This window comes from Rhodococcus sp. OK302, assembly GCF_002245895.1.
Classification (GTDB): domain Bacteria; phylum Actinomycetota; class Actinomycetes; order Mycobacteriales; family Mycobacteriaceae; genus Rhodococcus_F.
In genome coordinates, this window is the sequence record NZ_NPJZ01000001.1 from 1,709,960 (window position 1) to 1,726,222 (window position 16,263).

Below are 16,263 nucleotides of genomic sequence, written 5' to 3' on the forward strand. Positions count from 1 at the left end.
TCGCATCATGCGATGGTGCGAATAGGCCACTGGTCGTCGACGTCTGACGCATCCTTGCCCTGATCGATCAGGTACTGCGCAAAATCGCGCTGGCGTTCGCCGTGCCAATCCGCTTGATCCACCATGAGATCCAGCTCGGCGAGCTCGGGAAAACGAACCGCCAGTGCGTGCGCGAGGTGAGCTGCGGCCATTGCGTCGGCCTCCGCCTCATGTGCGGATTCGAGCGCAATTCCGTAGAACTCGCATACTGCGGCCAAGCTGCGTTTCCCCTTGCGGAATTTATCCATCGCACGATCGATGACGTACGGATCGATGACCAGGCCGGGAACTAGAGCGGGCTTACCGATTCGAAGACCCTCCGCGTGCATGACCGTGAGGTCGTAGGACGCATTGAACGCGACGACGGCGTGGTCGCGGGCCCACGAATTGTGGAGCGCTTCACGAATTTCTTCGTAGCCCTCGGCGTAATTCTGCCCGTGCTCGGCCGCATACTCGGTGGTAATTCCGTGGATCGCGATTGCGCCGGCCGGTATGTCGACGCCGGGATCGAGTAGCCAGGTGCGTGTTTCGACCTGAGATCCGTCCACGACAGCAACGCACGCGCTGACGATCCGGGCGGTGGAGGGATCGCGCCCGGTGGTCTCGAGGTCGAACGCGCAGATCGGGCGATCTGACCAGCTACTCATCGTGGGCCTTTCGGTGCAAAGATCATGTCCGGATCACTATGCACCGAGGTACCGACACGGTGCCCGATCACTCTCGTCGGACACCGTGCCGACTACATCAGACGGCAGATTTCTCGGCCACTGCCTTTTCGACGAAACGACGAGTCTGATCGAAGGCTGCAGCCACCTGGACGGAATCGGTCATGTCACTGATCTCGGCCCAGCGCTCGGCAACGACCTCGGGGGAGAGCGCATCCTGGGGGATATAGACGCCCTGCGACTCCTCCATACGGGCGATCGCAAACACACCCGCGCCGGCGCTGAGGATCGTTTTGGTGGGGGCGTCGTCGGAGACCATGAACAGTGCGCCGGGTGAAATCGACTCGGGGGCGAGGAGAGCGAGAGTCGCCTCGTCGAGAAGATCCTCGGTCATGCGGGTCGCAGCCGTCGGTGCGAGGGAGTTGACGCGAATGCCCTTGCGCTCGCCTTCGATGGAAAGCACGTTCATCAGGCCGACGACGCCGGACTTGGCGGCGCCGTAGTTGGCCTGACCGAAGTTGCCGTAGATGCCCGAGGCGGACGTCGTCATGAGGATGCGGCCGTAGTTCTGCTCGACCATGTGCGGCCAGACTGCCTTGGAGCAGATGACGGAACCCATGAGGTGAACGTCGATGACCTTGCGGAAGTCGTCGAGTTCGGCCTTGATGAAGGACTTGTCGCGCAGGATTCCGGCGTTGTTGATCAGAATGTCGACGCGGCCCCACTTCTCGATTGCGGCGGCGACCATTGCGGCAACGGCGTCGGCGTTGGTGATGTCGCAGTGATCGGCAATCGCTTCGCCGCCCTGTTCGATGATTTCCGCGACGACCTTGGCTGCTGCGGTGTCGGCGCCGCCGCTGCCGCTGCCGTTGACGGAGCCTCCCATGTCATTGACGACGACGCGTGCGCCGCGTGATGCGAGTGCCAGCGCGTGGGCACGGCCGAGGCCACCGCCGGCGCCGGTGATGATTGCGACCTTGCCTGAGAAATCCAACGACATGGGAAAACCTCTCTGATCTGGGATACTACTGAGTATTACTATGCCAAAGGGCATCAACAGTCAAGGTAGGGAACGGTGAATGATGAGTGCTGACGTGCCGGATATGCGCTCCGTGATCATCAGGGCAGCGGCCGACGCTTTTGCTGCCGACGGCTACGCCTCGACCACGATCGACGATCTGGCAGACCGCATCGGCGCTACCAAAGGTCTTGTCTATTACCACTTTCGGTCGAAGTTCGACATCTACCTCGCAGTCTTCGAGCACGGTATGAACCGGCTCCGGGCCGAGATCGACGAGGAAGTGAGTGCGGGAGGAACCGGACTCGAGCGGCTTCAAGCGATGTCGCGGGCGCATCTGATCAATCTGATGACGCACCTCGGCCACCATCACGCAATCCATCAAGGCGTTCGCGGGCAGATGAGTTCGGCGCTCAAACCGCGGCAGCGGCAGGCGCTGGTGGAGTTGAACGCTCTCCGACTCGACTACGAGAACCTCTTCGAAGAGGTGATGGCTGAAGGCGTCGCAGACGGTTCAGTTCGGGTGGCGTCGCCGCGAATGGCCGCAAAAGTCCTGCTCAGCAGTCTCAATGGCGTCGACCTCTGGTATCGGCATCGCGAAGGTCAGGCGCTCGCAGAAACCGAGGCGCTGGCCGACGAGATCGTGGAACTGTTGATCGGAGGCCTACGCGCCTGAGTCCGACTGTTGTATTGGTCGGATATTGCGCCCAGAGTATGAGCCATGGCGAAGACGGAGATGCTTGATCCCGAGCAGATGCTGGAGATCGCGATTGCCCAGGCAGAGTTGGGGAAACGTGAAGGCGGAATTCCGATCGGCGCGGCGCTCTTCGCCTCCGACGGGACCCTCCTCGGTAGCGGCCGTAATCGCCGCGTTCAACACGATGATCCTTCGGTGCACGGTGAGACCGATGCATTCCGGGCCGCGGGACGTCAACGTGATTATCGGTCGACCACCATGGTGACGACGCTCTCACCTTGTTGGTACTGCAGTGGGTTGGTGCGTCAGTTCAATATCGGTTCGCTGATCGTCGGGGAGAGCGTGACGTTTACCGGTGGGCATGAGTGGCTTCGCGAAAACAATGTGTCGGTCACGGTTCTCGCCGATCGGCGCTGCATCGAGCTGATGGCCGAATTTATCGAGGCCCAGCCAGATCTGTGGAACGAAGATATCGGCACCGCACCCTGAAAGGTGTATTCACGGTTGGTGATTCCCGCGCTCGGTTTGTCCAATGCCTGAAGGCGGGGTAAAGTGTGGGCGTCGTGTGCGGTCAGGGCTCGAGGCTCGACTGACGTTCGAATGAGAATTTAGGGAAGAGGAGGTGTGGCTTGTAATGAGAGGCCAACCTCCGAGTACCAACTGAAGCTACCGCGCACCAGGTCACTGGATGTTTCGCCGTAGCTTCATCGTGCGTTCATCGGTTACTGCTTCGGGCCCATTGCGTCCTGGGGGCACTGCCGTTCACTTCCTTTGAAAGCTGTTGCAGCATGCCCGAATTCAAGTTTTCCCGGTCAGCTTTGCCTCGTCGTTCTGCCGGTTTCGGTGAATCGCGTTCCGGTCACAACCGCGGTGCTCGCGTCGTCGTGAAGCCGTCGTCGGTCGATGACGTCGCGCCGGTTGAATCCACCATCGTCAACAGTGGTGTGTATCGCGACGGTGAGCGGATCGCCACGCCGTCGACGCTGGCCGAAGCGCTGTCGTGTCTTCCGGACTCGCAGTCGATGGCCTGGATCGGTATGTATCGGCCCGACGATGCTCAGTTGTACGCCGCGGCACAGCATTTCGATCTTCACGAGCTGGCAGTCGAGGACGCGATCGTTGCGCATCAGCGGCCCAAACTCGAGCGATACGGAGAAACGCTGTTCGTTGTCCTGCGTGCCGCTCGGTACCGCGACGAGACCGAGCGCGTCGAATTCGGTGAGCTGCATATCTTTTGCGGTCCCAACTTCATTCTCACAGTTCGCCACAGTGAGTCCCCGGATCTCTCCGCGGTGCGGACCAGGATGGAGAGCGATCCCGATCTGCTCCGACTCGGTACCGAGGCAGTTCTCTATGCAATCCTCGACGCCGTGGTCGACGGATACGCGCCCGTCGTCGCCGGTTTGCAGAACGACATCGACGAGATCGAAACCGAAGTTTTCAGTGGTGACCCCGGGGTATCGCGTCGTATCTATGAGTTGACCCGAGAAGTGATCGAATTTCAGCGGGCCACACGGCCGCTGCTGGGCATGCTTCGAGGATTGTCGGCCGGATTCGACAAGTACCACACAGATGAAGAGTTGCAGCGCTATCTCCGCGACGTCACCGACCATGCGACGACGGTTGTGGAGCAGGCCGACGGATTTCGTCAGCTCCTCGGCAATATCTTGACCGTGAACGCAACGTTGGTGTCGCAGAACCAGAATGAAGAAATGCGCAACCTCACGCATGCGAGCTATGCGCAGAACGAGGAAATCAAGAAGGTCTCGGCGTGGGCAGCGATTCTCTTCGCCCCGACCTTGATCGGAACCGTGTACGGAATGAACTTCGACGATATGCCGGAACTGCACTGGCAGTTGGGGTATCCGTTTGCGCTCTCGATGATGGTGTTGACGTGCGGAACTCTGTATACGGTCTTCAAGAGGCGGGGCTGGCTCTAACCTGCTGTGCGCCTTTATTACCCGCCCGCGGGTAATAAAGGCGCACAGTGTTTTACAGTTCCGCGATACACACCGTGAAGTTTCGCTCCGGGTACTCGAGTCCCGAATCGGCTTCGCCACTGCAGTCCGTGTACGAGCTGGAATTCTGCAGAATCTCTACTACCCGAACGGGATTGGTTCCGCCGCTCGACGAGCAATCGATACGGACCGGTTGATCGTCATTCGAGTCGGTGCCCATGTCGATGCAGCCACCGACAACCCAGTCGATATCCAGACATACAGCGCCTTGCTCGTCGCCGGCAAACGTTTCGTAGTACGCAGAATCGACATCAGTGGCACAGTCGTCGGACGTCGGCGCTTTGGAGACCACCTTGTAGTTGGATTCCATGCTTCCGCAGTCTGCATTGTCGATTTTCGCATCGTGGGCGGTGCCGCTGAGTTCGACGCAGTCGCCGATCGCCACATCGATGTCGACGTCGCCGCCGTCGTCGACGCCTTCTTGACCGTTGATCTTGGAGGTAGTGGGGATCGTCGTCTCAGTCACCACGGATGATGATTCCGCGATGGCCTTGGGCTCGATATCTGAACTGCAACCGACCGTGAAAGCCGCAATGGCTGACGTTGCGATCACCGCAGCGCATAGTCTCCGGACGATTTCGGACATGGGGTTCCTCGCTTCTTCGTTCTTGGATTGTTTGGGACCTATTCCATTACATCGGTAGTCGAATTGCGAACCGGACTGTCAGGATGGGTGGGTGGACCTTCCTTTGATGCCGCCGCTCGCTCCCATGTTGGCCAAGGCTGCGGCCACCGTGCCAGTGCAGCCAGAGTCCGGTGAACTGACGTGGTCGTACGAACCGAAATGGGACGGCTTTCGGGCAATCATCTTTCGGGACGGCGACGACGTGGTCCTCGGATCACGCGGAGGCAAAGACCTGGCTCGGTACTTTCCGGAAATGGTCGCCGCCGTCCGGGCCGAATTACCCGAGCGCTGCGTCGTGGACGGCGAGCTGCTGGTGCCGCAGGACGTCGACGGGGTGACGCGTCTGAGCTGGGAAGCGTTGTCGGAGCGTATTCATCCGGCGGCAAGTCGAGTGGCACTTCTCGCCGAGCAGACTCCGGCGCAATTTGTCGGGTTCGATCTCTTGGCGTTAGGCGATCGGGACACCTCGGTCGAGGACTTCGGGGAACGACGGAAGTTGTTGGTCGACAGTATCGGTGGGGGTCCGAGTTGCCACGTCACAGCCGCCACCTCCGACTCTGGTGAAGCGATGCGTTGGTTCGAGATGTTCGAAGGCGCGGGTCTGGACGGCGTGGTCGCCAAAAAGCTCGTCGGGCCTTACCTACCGAACAAGCGCGAGATGATCAAGGTCAAGCATGCCCGGACTGCGGATGTCGTACTGCTCGGCTACCGTCCGCACAAGAGCCAACCGGGTATCGGTTCCATGCTCCTGGGTTTGTTCGACGGTACGGAATTGAAGATGGTCGGTGGCGCTTCTGCATTCACCGCCGCACGACGTATCGAGTTGCTGGCTGAACTCGAACCGTTGCGCGTCGGTGACGACGTCGTAGCGGAGGGTGAGGCCAGCAGGTGGCGGTCGGCCGCTGATCGTTCCTGGATACCGCTCCGTCCGGAGCGGGTGCTGGAAGTGGCGTACGACCAGATGGAAGGGGCGCGTTTCCGGCATGCCGCGCGGTTCCTGCGTTGGCGTCCGGACCGAGTGCCCGACGAGTGCACATTCGATCAGTTGGAGGTTCCCGTGCGGTACGACTTCGCAGATGTCCTTGCAGGTGGTGTGTGATGGCTAGTCCGGCAGAAGAACTGGATGTCGACGGTATCGCGGTCCGTCTCTCCAGCCCCGACAAGATCTACTACCCCAAGCTCGGCACCGAGGGTGGCACCAAACGTCATCTGGTGGAGTACTACCGGACCGTCGCTCTCCAGGGTGCAGCGCTGCGGGCACTCAAGGATCGACCCACACACCTCCAACGGTTCCCCGACGGAATCGAAGGCGAAGAGGTGTATCAAAAACGGTTGCCCGCCAAGCGTCCTGAGCACGTGGAATCGTGTGAGGTCACCTTTCCGTCCGGGCGAAAGGCCGACGTATTGCGGGTGCAGAGCGCCGCAAACATCGTGTGGGCGGCAAACCTCGGAACCATCACGTTCCACCCGTGGGCCGTCAAGTGCCCCGACACCGATCATCCGGATGAGCTTCGAATCGATCTTGATCCGCAACCCGGAACGGACTTCGCCGACGCCGTTGCCATCGCGGATGAGGTGTTGCGTCCGCTGCTCGAGGAACTCGGGTTGGAAGGCTTCGCCAAGACCTCTGGCGGGCGTGGGGTACACGTCTACATTCCGCTCGAACCTCGCTGGGATTTTGTCGAGGTTCGACATGCCGGCATCGCCCTGGCCCGAGAGATGGAGCGCCGCAGCGGCGATCGAGCGACGACGGCCTGGTGGAAAGAGGAGCGCGGTCAACGGATATTCGTCGACTTCAATCAGAATGCTCGGGACCGAACCATTGCGGCTGCGTATTCTGCGCGCAAAACTCCCATCGCGACGGTATCTACCCCGGTGACCTGGGAAGAGTTACGCGACGTGCATCCTGACGATTGCACGATTTCCACGGTTCCGGGCCTACTGGCCGAGCGCGGCGATCCGATGGCTGCGATGCACGACAAGGCATTTTCACTCGAAATCCTGCTCGAGATGTATGAGAAGGACCTCGCTGCGGGGCTGGGTGATCTTCCGTATCCACCGAACTATCCCAAGATGCCGGGCGAACCGAAACGCGTGCAGCCGAGCCGAGACCGAGATAGACCGCACGAAGACGGGTAGCGTCTGAACCGGACATATCGGAACAGTCAGTGCATCGTGGGGGTTGGCATGGATCGCCGGATTTATCGAATAGTCGCGTCGGCCGCCGGTGGTGCGGCCGTCGCAGCCTCAGGAATACTGATCGCAGGTTCCCCCGCATCGGCCGCCACGTTGGATTGTGCGGCCAGGGGTGGCGATCGCAACGGCCAGGATCAAACGATGGTGGACGGCCACTCGGCCTGCCGGGCGGTGGTCGATCCCACCAGTTCAGCGATCTCTCACGTCGAACAGGACGGAATCGGAGCTGCTGACGCCAGAGACGGGGGTCTGGCTGCCGGTTTCGGACTGTTCGGCGGGGTAGGCGCGGCGGAGGCCCGAGGCGGAATGCTGGCGGCATTTGCCTTCGGGCCGGACTCGCTTGCGCTCGGCCGCACCACGTCGTCGCCCTTCTCGGTGGTTCTGAGTGGTCCCGGTGGCCGAGCCGCCGTTGGAGACGCTGACGTGGGAGCGATCTGTGACGGCGGACCCTCGTTGGTTTTCAACGTCGCAACTGGTCAGGGGTGTTTCAACGACGGAACCTCGACCTGGGCGCTGCCCTGACTGGGCCCGGCGCTACAGTTCACATCGTGACACCGGTCACAATGATGTAAAGCTGTAGTGGTCGATCAGGCGGTTTGTCTTGATCTACGGGATCGGAGGACGCGATGACTGCCAATGCTCGACGCGGTTCACTCGCACACGCAGAGGTGCCCGCTCGAACCGAACTGCATGTGGATCGGCGATTCCTGCCGCTGGCCGACCGATTCTTTGCGATGTACCGGCAACCGCAGCAAGGCGGCGGCGCGCTGGTCGCGTACCAGGGCGGCGAGAAAGTACTCGACATCTGGGCTGGATACGCCGACCGGGATCGTCGTTGGGACCACGACACCGTCGCACTCTCGTTTTCCACCGGTAAAGGTGTGGCCAGCACCGTCGTACATCGGTTGGCCGAGCGTGGGCTCATCGACTACGACGCACCGGTAGCTCAGTACTGGCCGGAATTCGGGGCGGCCGGCAAAGAGGAGATCACCGTCCGTGAATTGATGTCGCACCGAGCCGGACTACACAAAGTGCGTGGTCTGATGCCACGTCCGCTCGATCTCATGAACTACGACGCCGTCGTAGCGGCGTTGGCGGCCAGCAAACCGGATCCGCGTCGGCTCAAGGGCCCCGGCTATCACGCTGTGACCTACGGCTGGCTGGTCGCCGAATTGGTTTCCCGGGTGACGGGTATGCCCTTCACGGATGTTGTCGATGCTGAAATTGCGAAGCCGCTCGGCATCGACGAGTTCTGGTATCGCGTACCTGAATCCGAGCGAACACGCATCGCAAAGCTGTTCCCGCACATCAACCCTGCCGGACTCAACTGGGCGTTTGCTTCAACTGTGCTCTCTCACGTCGGACCGACCCGCGGACTGGCCGAGGCGGCGATGCCCGACGGATTCGACGTCATGGTGCGTAACCCGGCGGTACACGACGCGGTGATGCCAGGCTGGAACGGCGTGTTCAGCGCCCGGGCCCTGGCAAAGATGTACGGCGCCATCGCAAACGGCGGCATGATCGACGGGAAGCGGTTCCTGAAGGAATCGACCATCGAACAGATGGCAACGATCCAGACGCGTGATCGTGACTACGTGCTTGCGGTGCGGCCTAACTGGGCACTCGGGTATCACCCGCCGATCATTGCTGCGCGTCGACAACCGCGTAACGCCATCGGACACTACGGTGTTGGCGGTTCGGGAGCGTATGCAGATCTCGACAGCGGTCTCTCGTTGGGCTTTACTACCAACAGGCTGGGTAGCGCGGTGACAGCGCTGGGTGATCTTCGATTGGCACGATTGGGTGCGGAGGCGCAGGAGTTGGCACGCCGGGCCTGACAACTGAAGGGAACATTATGAGCAGCAACGTGTATCGCGTGACGGAGATTGTCGGTTCGTCCACGGAAAGCAGTGACGCGGCAATCCGTACGGCAATCGCCCGGGCCAACGAGACTGTGCGCAATCTCGAATGGTTCGAGGTGGTGGAAACTCGCGGCCACATCGAGAACGGTGTGGTGGCTCATTTTCAGGTCACGTTGAAGGTCGGATTCCGAATCGACAACGGCGAAATCTGAGTTTCGAGGTGATGTGTGGGCGTTGACCTTTCGGCCGCAGTCCAATTCATGGCCGGACATGCCCGGACCGTCGATCGGCATCGACTGAATCTTGTGCTCGGGCAGGGAAATCGCGACGCGGCACTGGCGGCCGTCGACGGTTATCGCAACCTCGACGGTGGATACGGCTGGGGCCTCGAACCCGATCTGCGTTCGGCATCCAGTCAGCCGGGAGGTGCGCTGCACGCCTTCGAGGTGTTTGCAGATGTCGGTGCGCCGACGCCACAGGCCCGCGAACTGTGCGACTGGTTGCAGTCGGTCTCGCTCGCGGACGGTGGTTTGCCGTTTGCACTTCCGATTTCGGATCCGGCGGCGTGCGCTCCGTTCTGGGTGAGTGCCGATCCGAGTGCATCGTCGTTGCAGATCACCGCAATTGTGTGCGCGGCTGCGGCGAGGGTTGCCGAGTTCGATCCCGTGGTGGCGCAGCATCCGTGGTTCGGTGCGGCAGTTCGGTTCTGTCTCGATGCGATCAACAGTGCCGGGGTTCTGGGCGCTCTCGAGTTGGCGTTCGCGCTGCAATTTCTCGATTCGATTGATCGGCAGTATCCCGAGGTCGAATCGTTGACGGAGAAGCTTGGTGTTCGGATTCCGCGGAACGGTGTGGTTCACGTCGAAGGTGGAGCGGTGGACGAGAACATGCGGCCACTCGATTTCTCTCCGTTTCCCGGTGGCCCCTCGCGTTCCCTTTTCGATGCGGAGGTGATGTCCGCTGAACTGTCGGCCCTGGCGTCCCGGCAGCAGGCCGATGGTGGGTGGAGCGTGGATTTCGACAGTTATTCACCGGCCGCGACGCTGGAATGGCGTGGTCATGCCACGGTGAAGGCCATTTTCGTGTTGAAATGCAATGGAGTCGTCTGACAACGATTCTCGCGCCGAATTGGAACACGTTATAGTCTGGACATAGATGTGCTCGTGTTTCAGGGATAGGGGAAAGCTATGGCGTATGTGATCACGCAGCCGTGCTGCAACGACGCCTCGTGTGTTGACGTGTGTCCGGTCAACTGCATTCATCCGACACCGGACGAAGCGCAATTCGCGACCACCGAAATGCTCTACATCGACCCCGACACCTGCATCGACTGCGGTGCGTGTGTGGACGAGTGCCCGGTCGAGGCCATTTTCCCCGACAACGAGCTCAGCGAAGCTGACGCGCCGTACCTCGCAATGAACGCGTCGTACTTCGAAAAGCATCCGATGGGTCCGGACTGGCCCGAGCCGATCAAGATGGCCAAGATCGATGCCGAACTGGGAACATTGAAGGTTGCTATCGTCGGCTCCGGTCCGGCAGCCTGTTACGCCGCAATGGAACTGACCGGCAAGCCTCGCGTCGAGGTCGACATCTTCGATCGCCTGCCCACGCCGTACGGATTGGTTCGCGCGGGCGTTGCCCCGGACCATCCGGGCACCAAGGGCGTCACCGACCAGTTCCGTGCCGTCGTCGCCAAGAAAACCGTGCATTGCCATTTCAATGTCGAGGTGGGAAACCACATCTCGCATGCCGAACTGCTCGAGCATCACCATGCAGTGATCTACGCGGTCGGTGCAGCCGGCGACCGCAAGCTCGATATCCCCGGTGAGGATCTGCCGGGGAGTCACGCCGCGACAGAGTTCGTGGCCTGGTACAACGGTCACCCGAGTTACGCGGACCGCACGTTCGATCTGTCCGGTGAGCGGGCCGTCATCGTTGGCAACGGCAATGTCGCCCTCGATGTCGCACGCATTCTGGTTACGGATCCCGACGTGCTTGCAAAGACTGACCTTGCCGACCATGCACTGGAAGCGTTGCGTAAGAGCAATATTCGTGAAGTTGTGATCCTGGGGCGTCGCGGTCCGGCGCAGGCCGCTTACACCAACCCCGAACTGTTGGCGCTGGGTCTGATGGCCGATGTCGACGTGGTGGTCGATCCGGCTGAGGCCGAACTCGACGACGCCAGCCGCGCATTTGTCGAGAGTGACGCAGCAGAACCGTCGGTGCTGCTCAAGGTCAAGCAGGCGCAGGAATTCGCGTCGCGCACCGCTGATCCCGCACGCAAGCGCATCGTGCTGCGGTTCCTCGCCTCGCCGGTGGAGATTCTCGGAGACGGTGCTGTGGAGCAGGTGCGCATCGTGAAAAACGAGCTGGTAGCAACGCCGACGGGTCAGCTCTCGGCGCGGGCCACCTCGGAAACCGAAACCATCGACACCGGACTGGTCCTACGGTCCGTCGGCTACCGCGGAACTCCCGTCGCAGATCTGCCGTTCGACGAGGCGCGGGGCGTCATTCCCAACGAGAACGGCCGGGTCATCGATACGGAATCCGGAACTCCGATACCGGGTGTCTACGTTGCAGGCTGGATCAAGCGCGGACCCAGCGGCGTGATCGGCACGAACAAGTACTGCTCGGCCGAGACTGTGTCGATGATTTTCGACGACTTTGCCAGTGGACGCCTGGCAACTCCCGAAGCTGATTCCGAGAAGCTGACGGTCCTGCTCGCGGATCGCTCGCCGGATCAGGTGGACTATCAGGGATGGCAGCGTATCGACAAGGCAGAACGCGCTTCCGGTGCTGCCGTGGGGCGCCCGCGAACCAAGTTCATCTCCATTGAATCGATGCTCGCAGCAGCTCGCGCCGAGAGCTGACGACTGCAGGTTCGGGACCGTCTCACTCCACCTGTTCGGTGAGTGACCACTGTCCCGAACCCTGCAGTTCGAGTTGGCGATTGTGGAAAATGTTCAGCGTGCTGCGATGACCCACGCTGACGACAATGCTGTCGGGCAACTCGTCGCGGAGCATCCTGTACAACGAGTATTCGAGTCCTTCGTCGATCGCGGACGTTGCCTCGTCGAGGAACACGGTCCGGGGGTGGACCAACACAACCCGCGCGAATGCCAGTCGCTGTTGTTCGCCGGGTGAAAGAATCCGGGTCCAATCGGCCACCTCGTCGAGTCGGTCGGCCAGATGAGTGAGTTGCACCTTATCCAGGACCGCCCGGAGTGTGCCGTCGTCGGCGGCCTGCTGATCCGGATATGCCAACCCCGCGCGCAGCGAGCCGAGGGGCAGATACGGGCGTTGTGAGAGGAAAAGGGTTTCGCCGGTCGGCCGCGTCACGGATCCGTCCGCGTACGGCCACAACTGCGCGAGACTGCGTAGCAGGGTGGTCTTGCCGCTGCCCGACGCACCTTTGACCAGTAGGGCGTCGCCGGAAACCAGAGTCAGGTCAAGTTCGGAGATCAAGGTTTCACCGGAAGGCACGCGCACGTCGAGTCTACGGATGACGAGTTGGTCCCCGGACTCGGAGACGTCGAGTATCGGTAGTGCGCGGGCACGCTGATTGGCGTTGGCGAGGCCGGTAAGGCGGATGAGGGTGGCCCGGAAACTCGCGAAATCTGCGTACGACTCACGGAAGAACGACAGTGAATCATGAACTTGGCCAAAGGCTTGCGCGGTCTGCATGACGTCGCCGAACGTCACCTGACCTTTGAACAGCCGCGACCCCTGCACCAGGAAGGGGAAGATGACCGCAGTCTGATTCACCGCCAGATTGAAACCGCTGAATTTGAGCGTCCGAAAAACGATGGCCCACATGTTGCGGATAACGGCAGCGAAACGCGTTCCCAGTGTTCGGCGTTCGACGTTCTCGCCGCGATAGAAGGCGATGCTTTCACCGTATTCGCGCAGACGCACCAAGGCGTAGCGGAAGGTTGCCCCGAGTTTCTCGTTCATGAAGTTCAGCATGATCAGCGGACGGCCGATCCAGAACGCGAGCGCCGTGCTCACCAGCACGTAGATGTAGACCAGGAAGATCATGGCCCGCGGGATCTCGGTACCGAAGATGGTCAGCGGTCCGGAGAGATCCCACAAGATTCTGGTGAAGCTCACGATCGACACCATCGCGGTGACAGCGCCCATCGACAGCGTGTCCGAAGATGCCACGAAGGTTGTGATGTCCGTCTGGATGCGCTGATCAGGATTGTCGATCGGGTCCGCCAGAAAATTTCCTCGGTAGTAGGCCCGGCCGTCGAGCCAATCGTCGGTCAGTTGATCGTTGAGCCAGATACGCCACTTGATCTCGAGGGTTTGCCCCACCAGGTAGGTGACCAGAGAAGTCACGACGTGGATGACGGCCAGGATGGCGAATACTCCGAGGTAGTGCCAGAATCCGTCTTCGTCGAGGTTTTGGATGGTGTCGTAGAAATCCTTGAACCAGTAGGAGAACAGCACGGTCACGCGGACACCGAAGACGGTGAGCAGCAACAAGACTGCGAGGATCAGCATCGGAACCGGGGTACGCCGAGGATTGAAGTACGGCCACGCCATCCGTCGAAACTGGCGTCCCCAACGGGTGAAACGCGCCAGCAGCATCACCGTGATCGCCAGAATCACCACAGTGATCGCGTAGGCCTTGGCCAGCCACAGCGCGCTGTCAGGTACGGCGCTGCTCCAGTTCACCGTGCACCTCCGTCGTGAAAACGGAAAGCCGATCCCGTCAGATACGGAAGCTACTTGCGGGTTGACCGAAATGCGTGTCGTCAAACGTGCGCACCCGCGGTAGCTACGGTCCAGCGAACACTCGTATTGCCCGATTTTCCGTTTTGTGTGTTAATAACAAGGGGAATGTGAGGTTTGCTCCCGATCGTGCCTGTTGGCCGTTAAGCGGAGAACAGGGACGTTGGCGTCGGCACCAGGCGGGTGCCGACGCCGCCTCGCATGGCATGCGTATGCACGTGAACGAACGAAAGAAGTGACATGGTCAGCAAACGAGTACGTCGGACGTCACGGATCGCCGTGGCAATTGTCGGGGTAGTGGCGGCCGGACTCGCTCTTGCCGGACCTGCCGCGGCTTTCCCGCTTTATCCGGGTGGACCGGATGTTCCGGTGCCCGTCGTTGCCGGCATTCCCGGATTGGATCCGGCGATGCCCGGCTTCCTGGGTACTCCGGCGCAGATTCCGGTCCCGCCCATCGGTGTCCCCAACTTCTCGGCGCCGTCGGTCAACCCGTCCAACGGTGAGCGCGTCGGAATTGCCCAGCCCGTCATCATTCGATTCAACGAAGCGATCGGTGACCGTGCTACCGCGGAACGCGCAATTCGCGTCACGACCAACCCAGCTGTCGACGGTAGCTTCTACTGGATCAACGACAGCCAGGTTCGCTGGAAGCCGGCGCAGTTCTGGCCGGCCAATATCTCCGTGACCGTCGACGCCGGAGATTCGCACTCCACGTTCAACATCGGTGATGCACTCGTCACCGTCGCCGACGACAACACCAAGCAGATCACCGTCACACGCAATGGTGAAGTGGTTCGCACCATGCCGACGTCCTTCGGTAAGCCCGGCCACGAAACCCCGAACGGCACCTACATCGTCGGCGAGCAACTGCGCGATATGTACATGGACTCGTCTACCTATGGCGTTCCGATCAACTCGCCCGAGGGCTATCGCACCTACGTCGAGTACGCGTCGCGAATCTCCTACAGTGGCATCTTCGTTCACGCGGCACCCTGGTCGGTAGCGCAGCAGGGGTTCACCAACGTGAGCCACGGTTGCCTCAATGTCAGTACCGAGAACGCCAAATGGTTCTTCGACAATGCGGGCAAGGGTGATCCCGTGATCGTGCAGAACACAGCCGGCGGAGTCCTCAGCGGCACCGACGGATTGGGCGACTGGAACCGCTGACAATATTCTGACGAAGGCCCGGTGCGAGAAGTATTCGCACCGGGTCTTTTTCGTATCCGGACGAGGCGTACGTTTCGTCGCGGAAACAGGTGCGCGATGGCGGAACGCTAGTCTGTGCGGCATGACCGTCGCTCGCTCGCTACTGCTGTTCGTCCTTGCCGCCGTACTCGAAATCGGTGGGGCATGGTTGGTATGGCAGGGGATTCGTGAGCACAAAGGCTGGATCTGGGTCGGCCTCGGCGTGATCTCGCTGGGTCTCTACGGTTTGGTTGCGACTATGCAACCCGACGCCAATTTCGGTCGAATCCTGGCTGCGTACGGCGGAATATTCGTTGCCGGTTCATTGCTCTGGGCAGTGGTGATGGACGGCTTCCGGCCGGACCGTTTCGATATCGCCGGTGCGGTGATCTGCCTCGTCGGAGTCGGAGTGATCATGTATGCCCGCTAGGGCCTTCGGCCCTGTGCGCCTTTTTGGTAGCGACCACTACCAAAAAGGCGCACAGGGGCTTTGCCCCTAAGCCTTCGCCCGAACCACCAGAACCGTGCCGGGGAACTCCGCAGCCAGCTCGCGGCGTGCATGCTTGATGCAGGCCGTGCCGTAACCCTTCTTACGGGCCTGCGGAGCGATCCAGATCGCGACATTCACTTCCTGATCGGTGAGCTCACCGAAAACCAGGCCGACGCTCTCCGGAACACCGGCTGAAACATCTTCGGCGACAAACCAAGCTGCGCTTTCGTCTTCGATGCGACCCAAGCCTGCTGTCCGCTCCGCTCCGATTCGATCTTCGGCCCACGGAGCGCCGTTCTCGTCGAGCTGTTCTGCCGAACGTGTAGCGAACAGAGCCGCGTCCTCCGGGCTGGTGCTGAACGGGCGCAGATTGAAGTGCGCGCCGCTGCTGGCGGGACGATCCACGGTGGTCCATTCCAGGGTGGCGTCGAGGTTCTCGAGTTCGCTCTGGATGCGGTCGCGTGCCGCTTTGGTCAGGGCACTGAACTTGAGGCCCAACACGGCTTCTGCGTTAGTGGCGGAGGTGCCGAGCAGTTCTGCAACCGTCGTCACGGCAGCCTGATGATCAGCGCTGTCGACGACGGCATCCAGGACCTCGTGCCGTCGTTCCAACGCGCGAACGAGCGCGGCGGTGAGCTCTCGACGGTCCAGGATCTGATCTTGAATGTGCGTCGTCATAAAGACTCCTTGCTGTTCGAGGCTGCAAACGTAGTGTCGTGCGGACCGTTACG

Annotated in this window: 17 protein-coding genes; 12 read left to right on the forward strand and 5 right to left on the reverse strand. The window is 61.0% G+C overall.

What is annotated here, in order from left to right; genetic code table 11:
* Nucleotides 1-5 precede the first annotated feature (5 nt).
* Entirely contained in the window at nt 6-686 is a 681-nt protein-coding gene (locus BDB13_RS07835; protein ID WP_094271136.1) for a 3'-5' exonuclease, read from the reverse strand.
* A 97-nt stretch (nt 687-783) separates the two neighbouring features.
* On the reverse strand, nt 784-1,704 hold the full coding sequence (locus BDB13_RS07840; RefSeq protein WP_094271137.1) for an SDR family NAD(P)-dependent oxidoreductase: 921 nt from the start codon (nt 1,702-1,704) through the stop codon (nt 784-786).
* An 82-nt stretch (nt 1,705-1,786) separates the two neighbouring features.
* Here BDB13_RS07840 and BDB13_RS07845 point away from each other — a divergent pair, with 82 nt between their 5' ends.
* From BDB13_RS07845 to BDB13_RS07855, 3 genes are all read left to right on the forward strand, one after another.
* Complete coding sequence (locus BDB13_RS07845) at nt 1,787-2,398, forward strand: TetR/AcrR family transcriptional regulator (protein WP_094274767.1); 612 nt, start codon at nt 1,787-1,789, stop codon at nt 2,396-2,398.
* 45 nt (nt 2,399-2,443) lie between these two features.
* Entirely contained in the window at nt 2,444-2,908 is a 465-nt protein-coding gene (locus BDB13_RS07850) for a nucleoside deaminase (RefSeq protein WP_094271138.1), read from the forward strand.
* Between the two features lie 299 nt (nt 2,909-3,207).
* On the forward strand, nt 3,208-4,359 hold the full coding sequence (locus BDB13_RS07855; RefSeq protein WP_094271139.1) for a magnesium and cobalt transport protein CorA: 1,152 nt from the start codon (nt 3,208-3,210) through the stop codon (nt 4,357-4,359).
* Between the two features lie 52 nt (nt 4,360-4,411).
* Here the strand turns inward: BDB13_RS07855 and lppU are convergent, their stop codons facing one another.
* Nucleotides 4,412-5,023, reverse strand: a complete 612-nt coding sequence (gene lppU, locus BDB13_RS07860; RefSeq protein WP_094271140.1) for an LppU family putative lipoprotein — start codon at nt 5,021-5,023, stop codon at nt 4,412-4,414.
* A 91-nt stretch (nt 5,024-5,114) separates the two neighbouring features.
* Between lppU and BDB13_RS07865 the strand changes: the two genes are divergently transcribed.
* From BDB13_RS07865 to BDB13_RS07895, 7 genes are all read left to right on the forward strand, one after another.
* Nucleotides 5,115-6,161, forward strand: a complete 1,047-nt coding sequence (locus tag BDB13_RS07865) for an ATP-dependent DNA ligase (protein WP_094271141.1) — start codon at nt 5,115-5,117, stop codon at nt 6,159-6,161.
* Nucleotides 6,161-7,201 carry a non-homologous end-joining DNA ligase gene (gene ligD, locus BDB13_RS07870; RefSeq protein WP_094271142.1) on the forward strand — a complete coding sequence of 347 codons (1,041 nt, stop codon included), beginning with the start codon at nt 6,161-6,163 and terminating at the stop codon, nt 7,199-7,201. Before BDB13_RS07865 ends, ligD begins: the two co-directional genes overlap by 1 nt.
* 48 nt (nt 7,202-7,249) lie before the next feature.
* Nucleotides 7,250-7,780: a DUF6764 family protein gene (locus BDB13_RS07875; protein WP_094271143.1), complete on the forward strand. Its 531-nt coding sequence runs from the start codon at nt 7,250-7,252 to the stop codon at nt 7,778-7,780.
* A gap of 104 nt (nt 7,781-7,884) precedes the next feature.
* On the forward strand, nt 7,885-9,096 hold the full coding sequence (locus tag BDB13_RS07880) for a serine hydrolase domain-containing protein (protein ID WP_094271144.1): 1,212 nt from the start codon (nt 7,885-7,887) through the stop codon (nt 9,094-9,096).
* 17 nt (nt 9,097-9,113) lie between these two features.
* Nucleotides 9,114-9,332: a dodecin gene (locus BDB13_RS07885; RefSeq protein WP_094271145.1), complete on the forward strand. Its 219-nt coding sequence runs from the start codon at nt 9,114-9,116 to the stop codon at nt 9,330-9,332.
* 15 nt (nt 9,333-9,347) lie between these two features.
* Complete coding sequence (locus BDB13_RS07890; RefSeq protein WP_094271146.1) at nt 9,348-10,229, forward strand: hypothetical protein; 882 nt, start codon at nt 9,348-9,350, stop codon at nt 10,227-10,229.
* A 78-nt stretch (nt 10,230-10,307) separates the two neighbouring features.
* Complete coding sequence (locus BDB13_RS07895) at nt 10,308-11,990, forward strand: FAD-dependent oxidoreductase (protein WP_094271147.1); 1,683 nt, start codon at nt 10,308-10,310, stop codon at nt 11,988-11,990.
* 22 nt (nt 11,991-12,012) lie between these two features.
* Here the strand turns inward: BDB13_RS07895 and BDB13_RS07900 are convergent, their stop codons facing one another.
* A complete protein-coding gene (locus BDB13_RS07900) occupies nt 12,013-13,800 on the reverse strand; it encodes an ABC transporter ATP-binding protein/permease (RefSeq protein ID WP_094271148.1) in 1,788 nt (595 codons plus the stop codon).
* A gap of 297 nt (nt 13,801-14,097) precedes the next feature.
* On the opposite strand from BDB13_RS07900, the gene BDB13_RS07905 reads away from it, so the two are divergent.
* Nucleotides 14,098-15,024 carry a L,D-transpeptidase gene (locus BDB13_RS07905; RefSeq protein WP_094271149.1) on the forward strand — a complete coding sequence of 309 codons (927 nt, stop codon included), beginning with the start codon at nt 14,098-14,100 and terminating at the stop codon, nt 15,022-15,024.
* A 121-nt stretch (nt 15,025-15,145) separates the two neighbouring features.
* Nucleotides 15,146-15,472: a YnfA family protein gene (locus BDB13_RS07910; RefSeq protein WP_094271150.1), complete on the forward strand. Its 327-nt coding sequence runs from the start codon at nt 15,146-15,148 to the stop codon at nt 15,470-15,472.
* Nucleotides 15,473-15,538: 66 nt separating this feature from the next.
* On the opposite strand, the gene BDB13_RS07915 is transcribed toward BDB13_RS07910, so the two are convergent.
* Nucleotides 15,539-16,210: a GNAT family N-acetyltransferase gene (locus tag BDB13_RS07915; RefSeq protein WP_094271151.1), complete on the reverse strand. Its 672-nt coding sequence runs from the start codon at nt 16,208-16,210 to the stop codon at nt 15,539-15,541.
* Between the last annotated feature and the right edge of the window lie 53 nt (nt 16,211-16,263).

Bases quoted from the DNA above. Each gene is read 5' to 3' on its own strand.
- BDB13_RS07910 (WP_094271150.1), top strand. From the start codon at position 15,146: ATGACCGTCGCTCGCTCGCTACTGCTGTTCGTCCTTGCCGCCGTACTC.
- BDB13_RS07850 (WP_094271138.1), top strand. From the start codon at position 2,444: ATGGCGAAGACGGAGATGCTTGATCCCGAGCAGATGCTGGAGATCGCG.
- BDB13_RS07875 (WP_094271143.1), top strand. From the start codon at position 7,250: ATGGATCGCCGGATTTATCGAATAGTCGCGTCGGCCGCCGGTGGTGCG.
- BDB13_RS07835 (WP_094271136.1), bottom strand. From the start codon at position 686: ATGAGTAGCTGGTCAGATCGCCCGATCTGCGCGTTCGACCTCGAGACC.
- BDB13_RS07840 (WP_094271137.1), bottom strand. From the start codon at position 1,704: ATGTCGTTGGATTTCTCAGGCAAGGTCGCAATCATCACCGGCGCCGGC.
- ligD (WP_094271142.1), top strand. From the start codon at position 6,161: ATGGCTAGTCCGGCAGAAGAACTGGATGTCGACGGTATCGCGGTCCGT.
- BDB13_RS07915 (WP_094271151.1), bottom strand. From the start codon at position 16,210: ATGACGACGCACATTCAAGATCAGATCCTGGACCGTCGAGAGCTCACC.
- BDB13_RS07855 (WP_094271139.1), top strand. From the start codon at position 3,208: ATGCCCGAATTCAAGTTTTCCCGGTCAGCTTTGCCTCGTCGTTCTGCC.
- BDB13_RS07885 (WP_094271145.1), top strand. From the start codon at position 9,114: ATGAGCAGCAACGTGTATCGCGTGACGGAGATTGTCGGTTCGTCCACG.
- BDB13_RS07880 (WP_094271144.1), top strand. From the start codon at position 7,885: ATGACTGCCAATGCTCGACGCGGTTCACTCGCACACGCAGAGGTGCCC.
- BDB13_RS07895 (WP_094271147.1), top strand. From the start codon at position 10,308: ATGGCGTATGTGATCACGCAGCCGTGCTGCAACGACGCCTCGTGTGTT.
- BDB13_RS07845 (WP_094274767.1), top strand. From the start codon at position 1,787: ATGAGTGCTGACGTGCCGGATATGCGCTCCGTGATCATCAGGGCAGCG.
- BDB13_RS07905 (WP_094271149.1), top strand. From the start codon at position 14,098: ATGGTCAGCAAACGAGTACGTCGGACGTCACGGATCGCCGTGGCAATT.
- lppU (WP_094271140.1), bottom strand. From the start codon at position 5,023: ATGTCCGAAATCGTCCGGAGACTATGCGCTGCGGTGATCGCAACGTCA.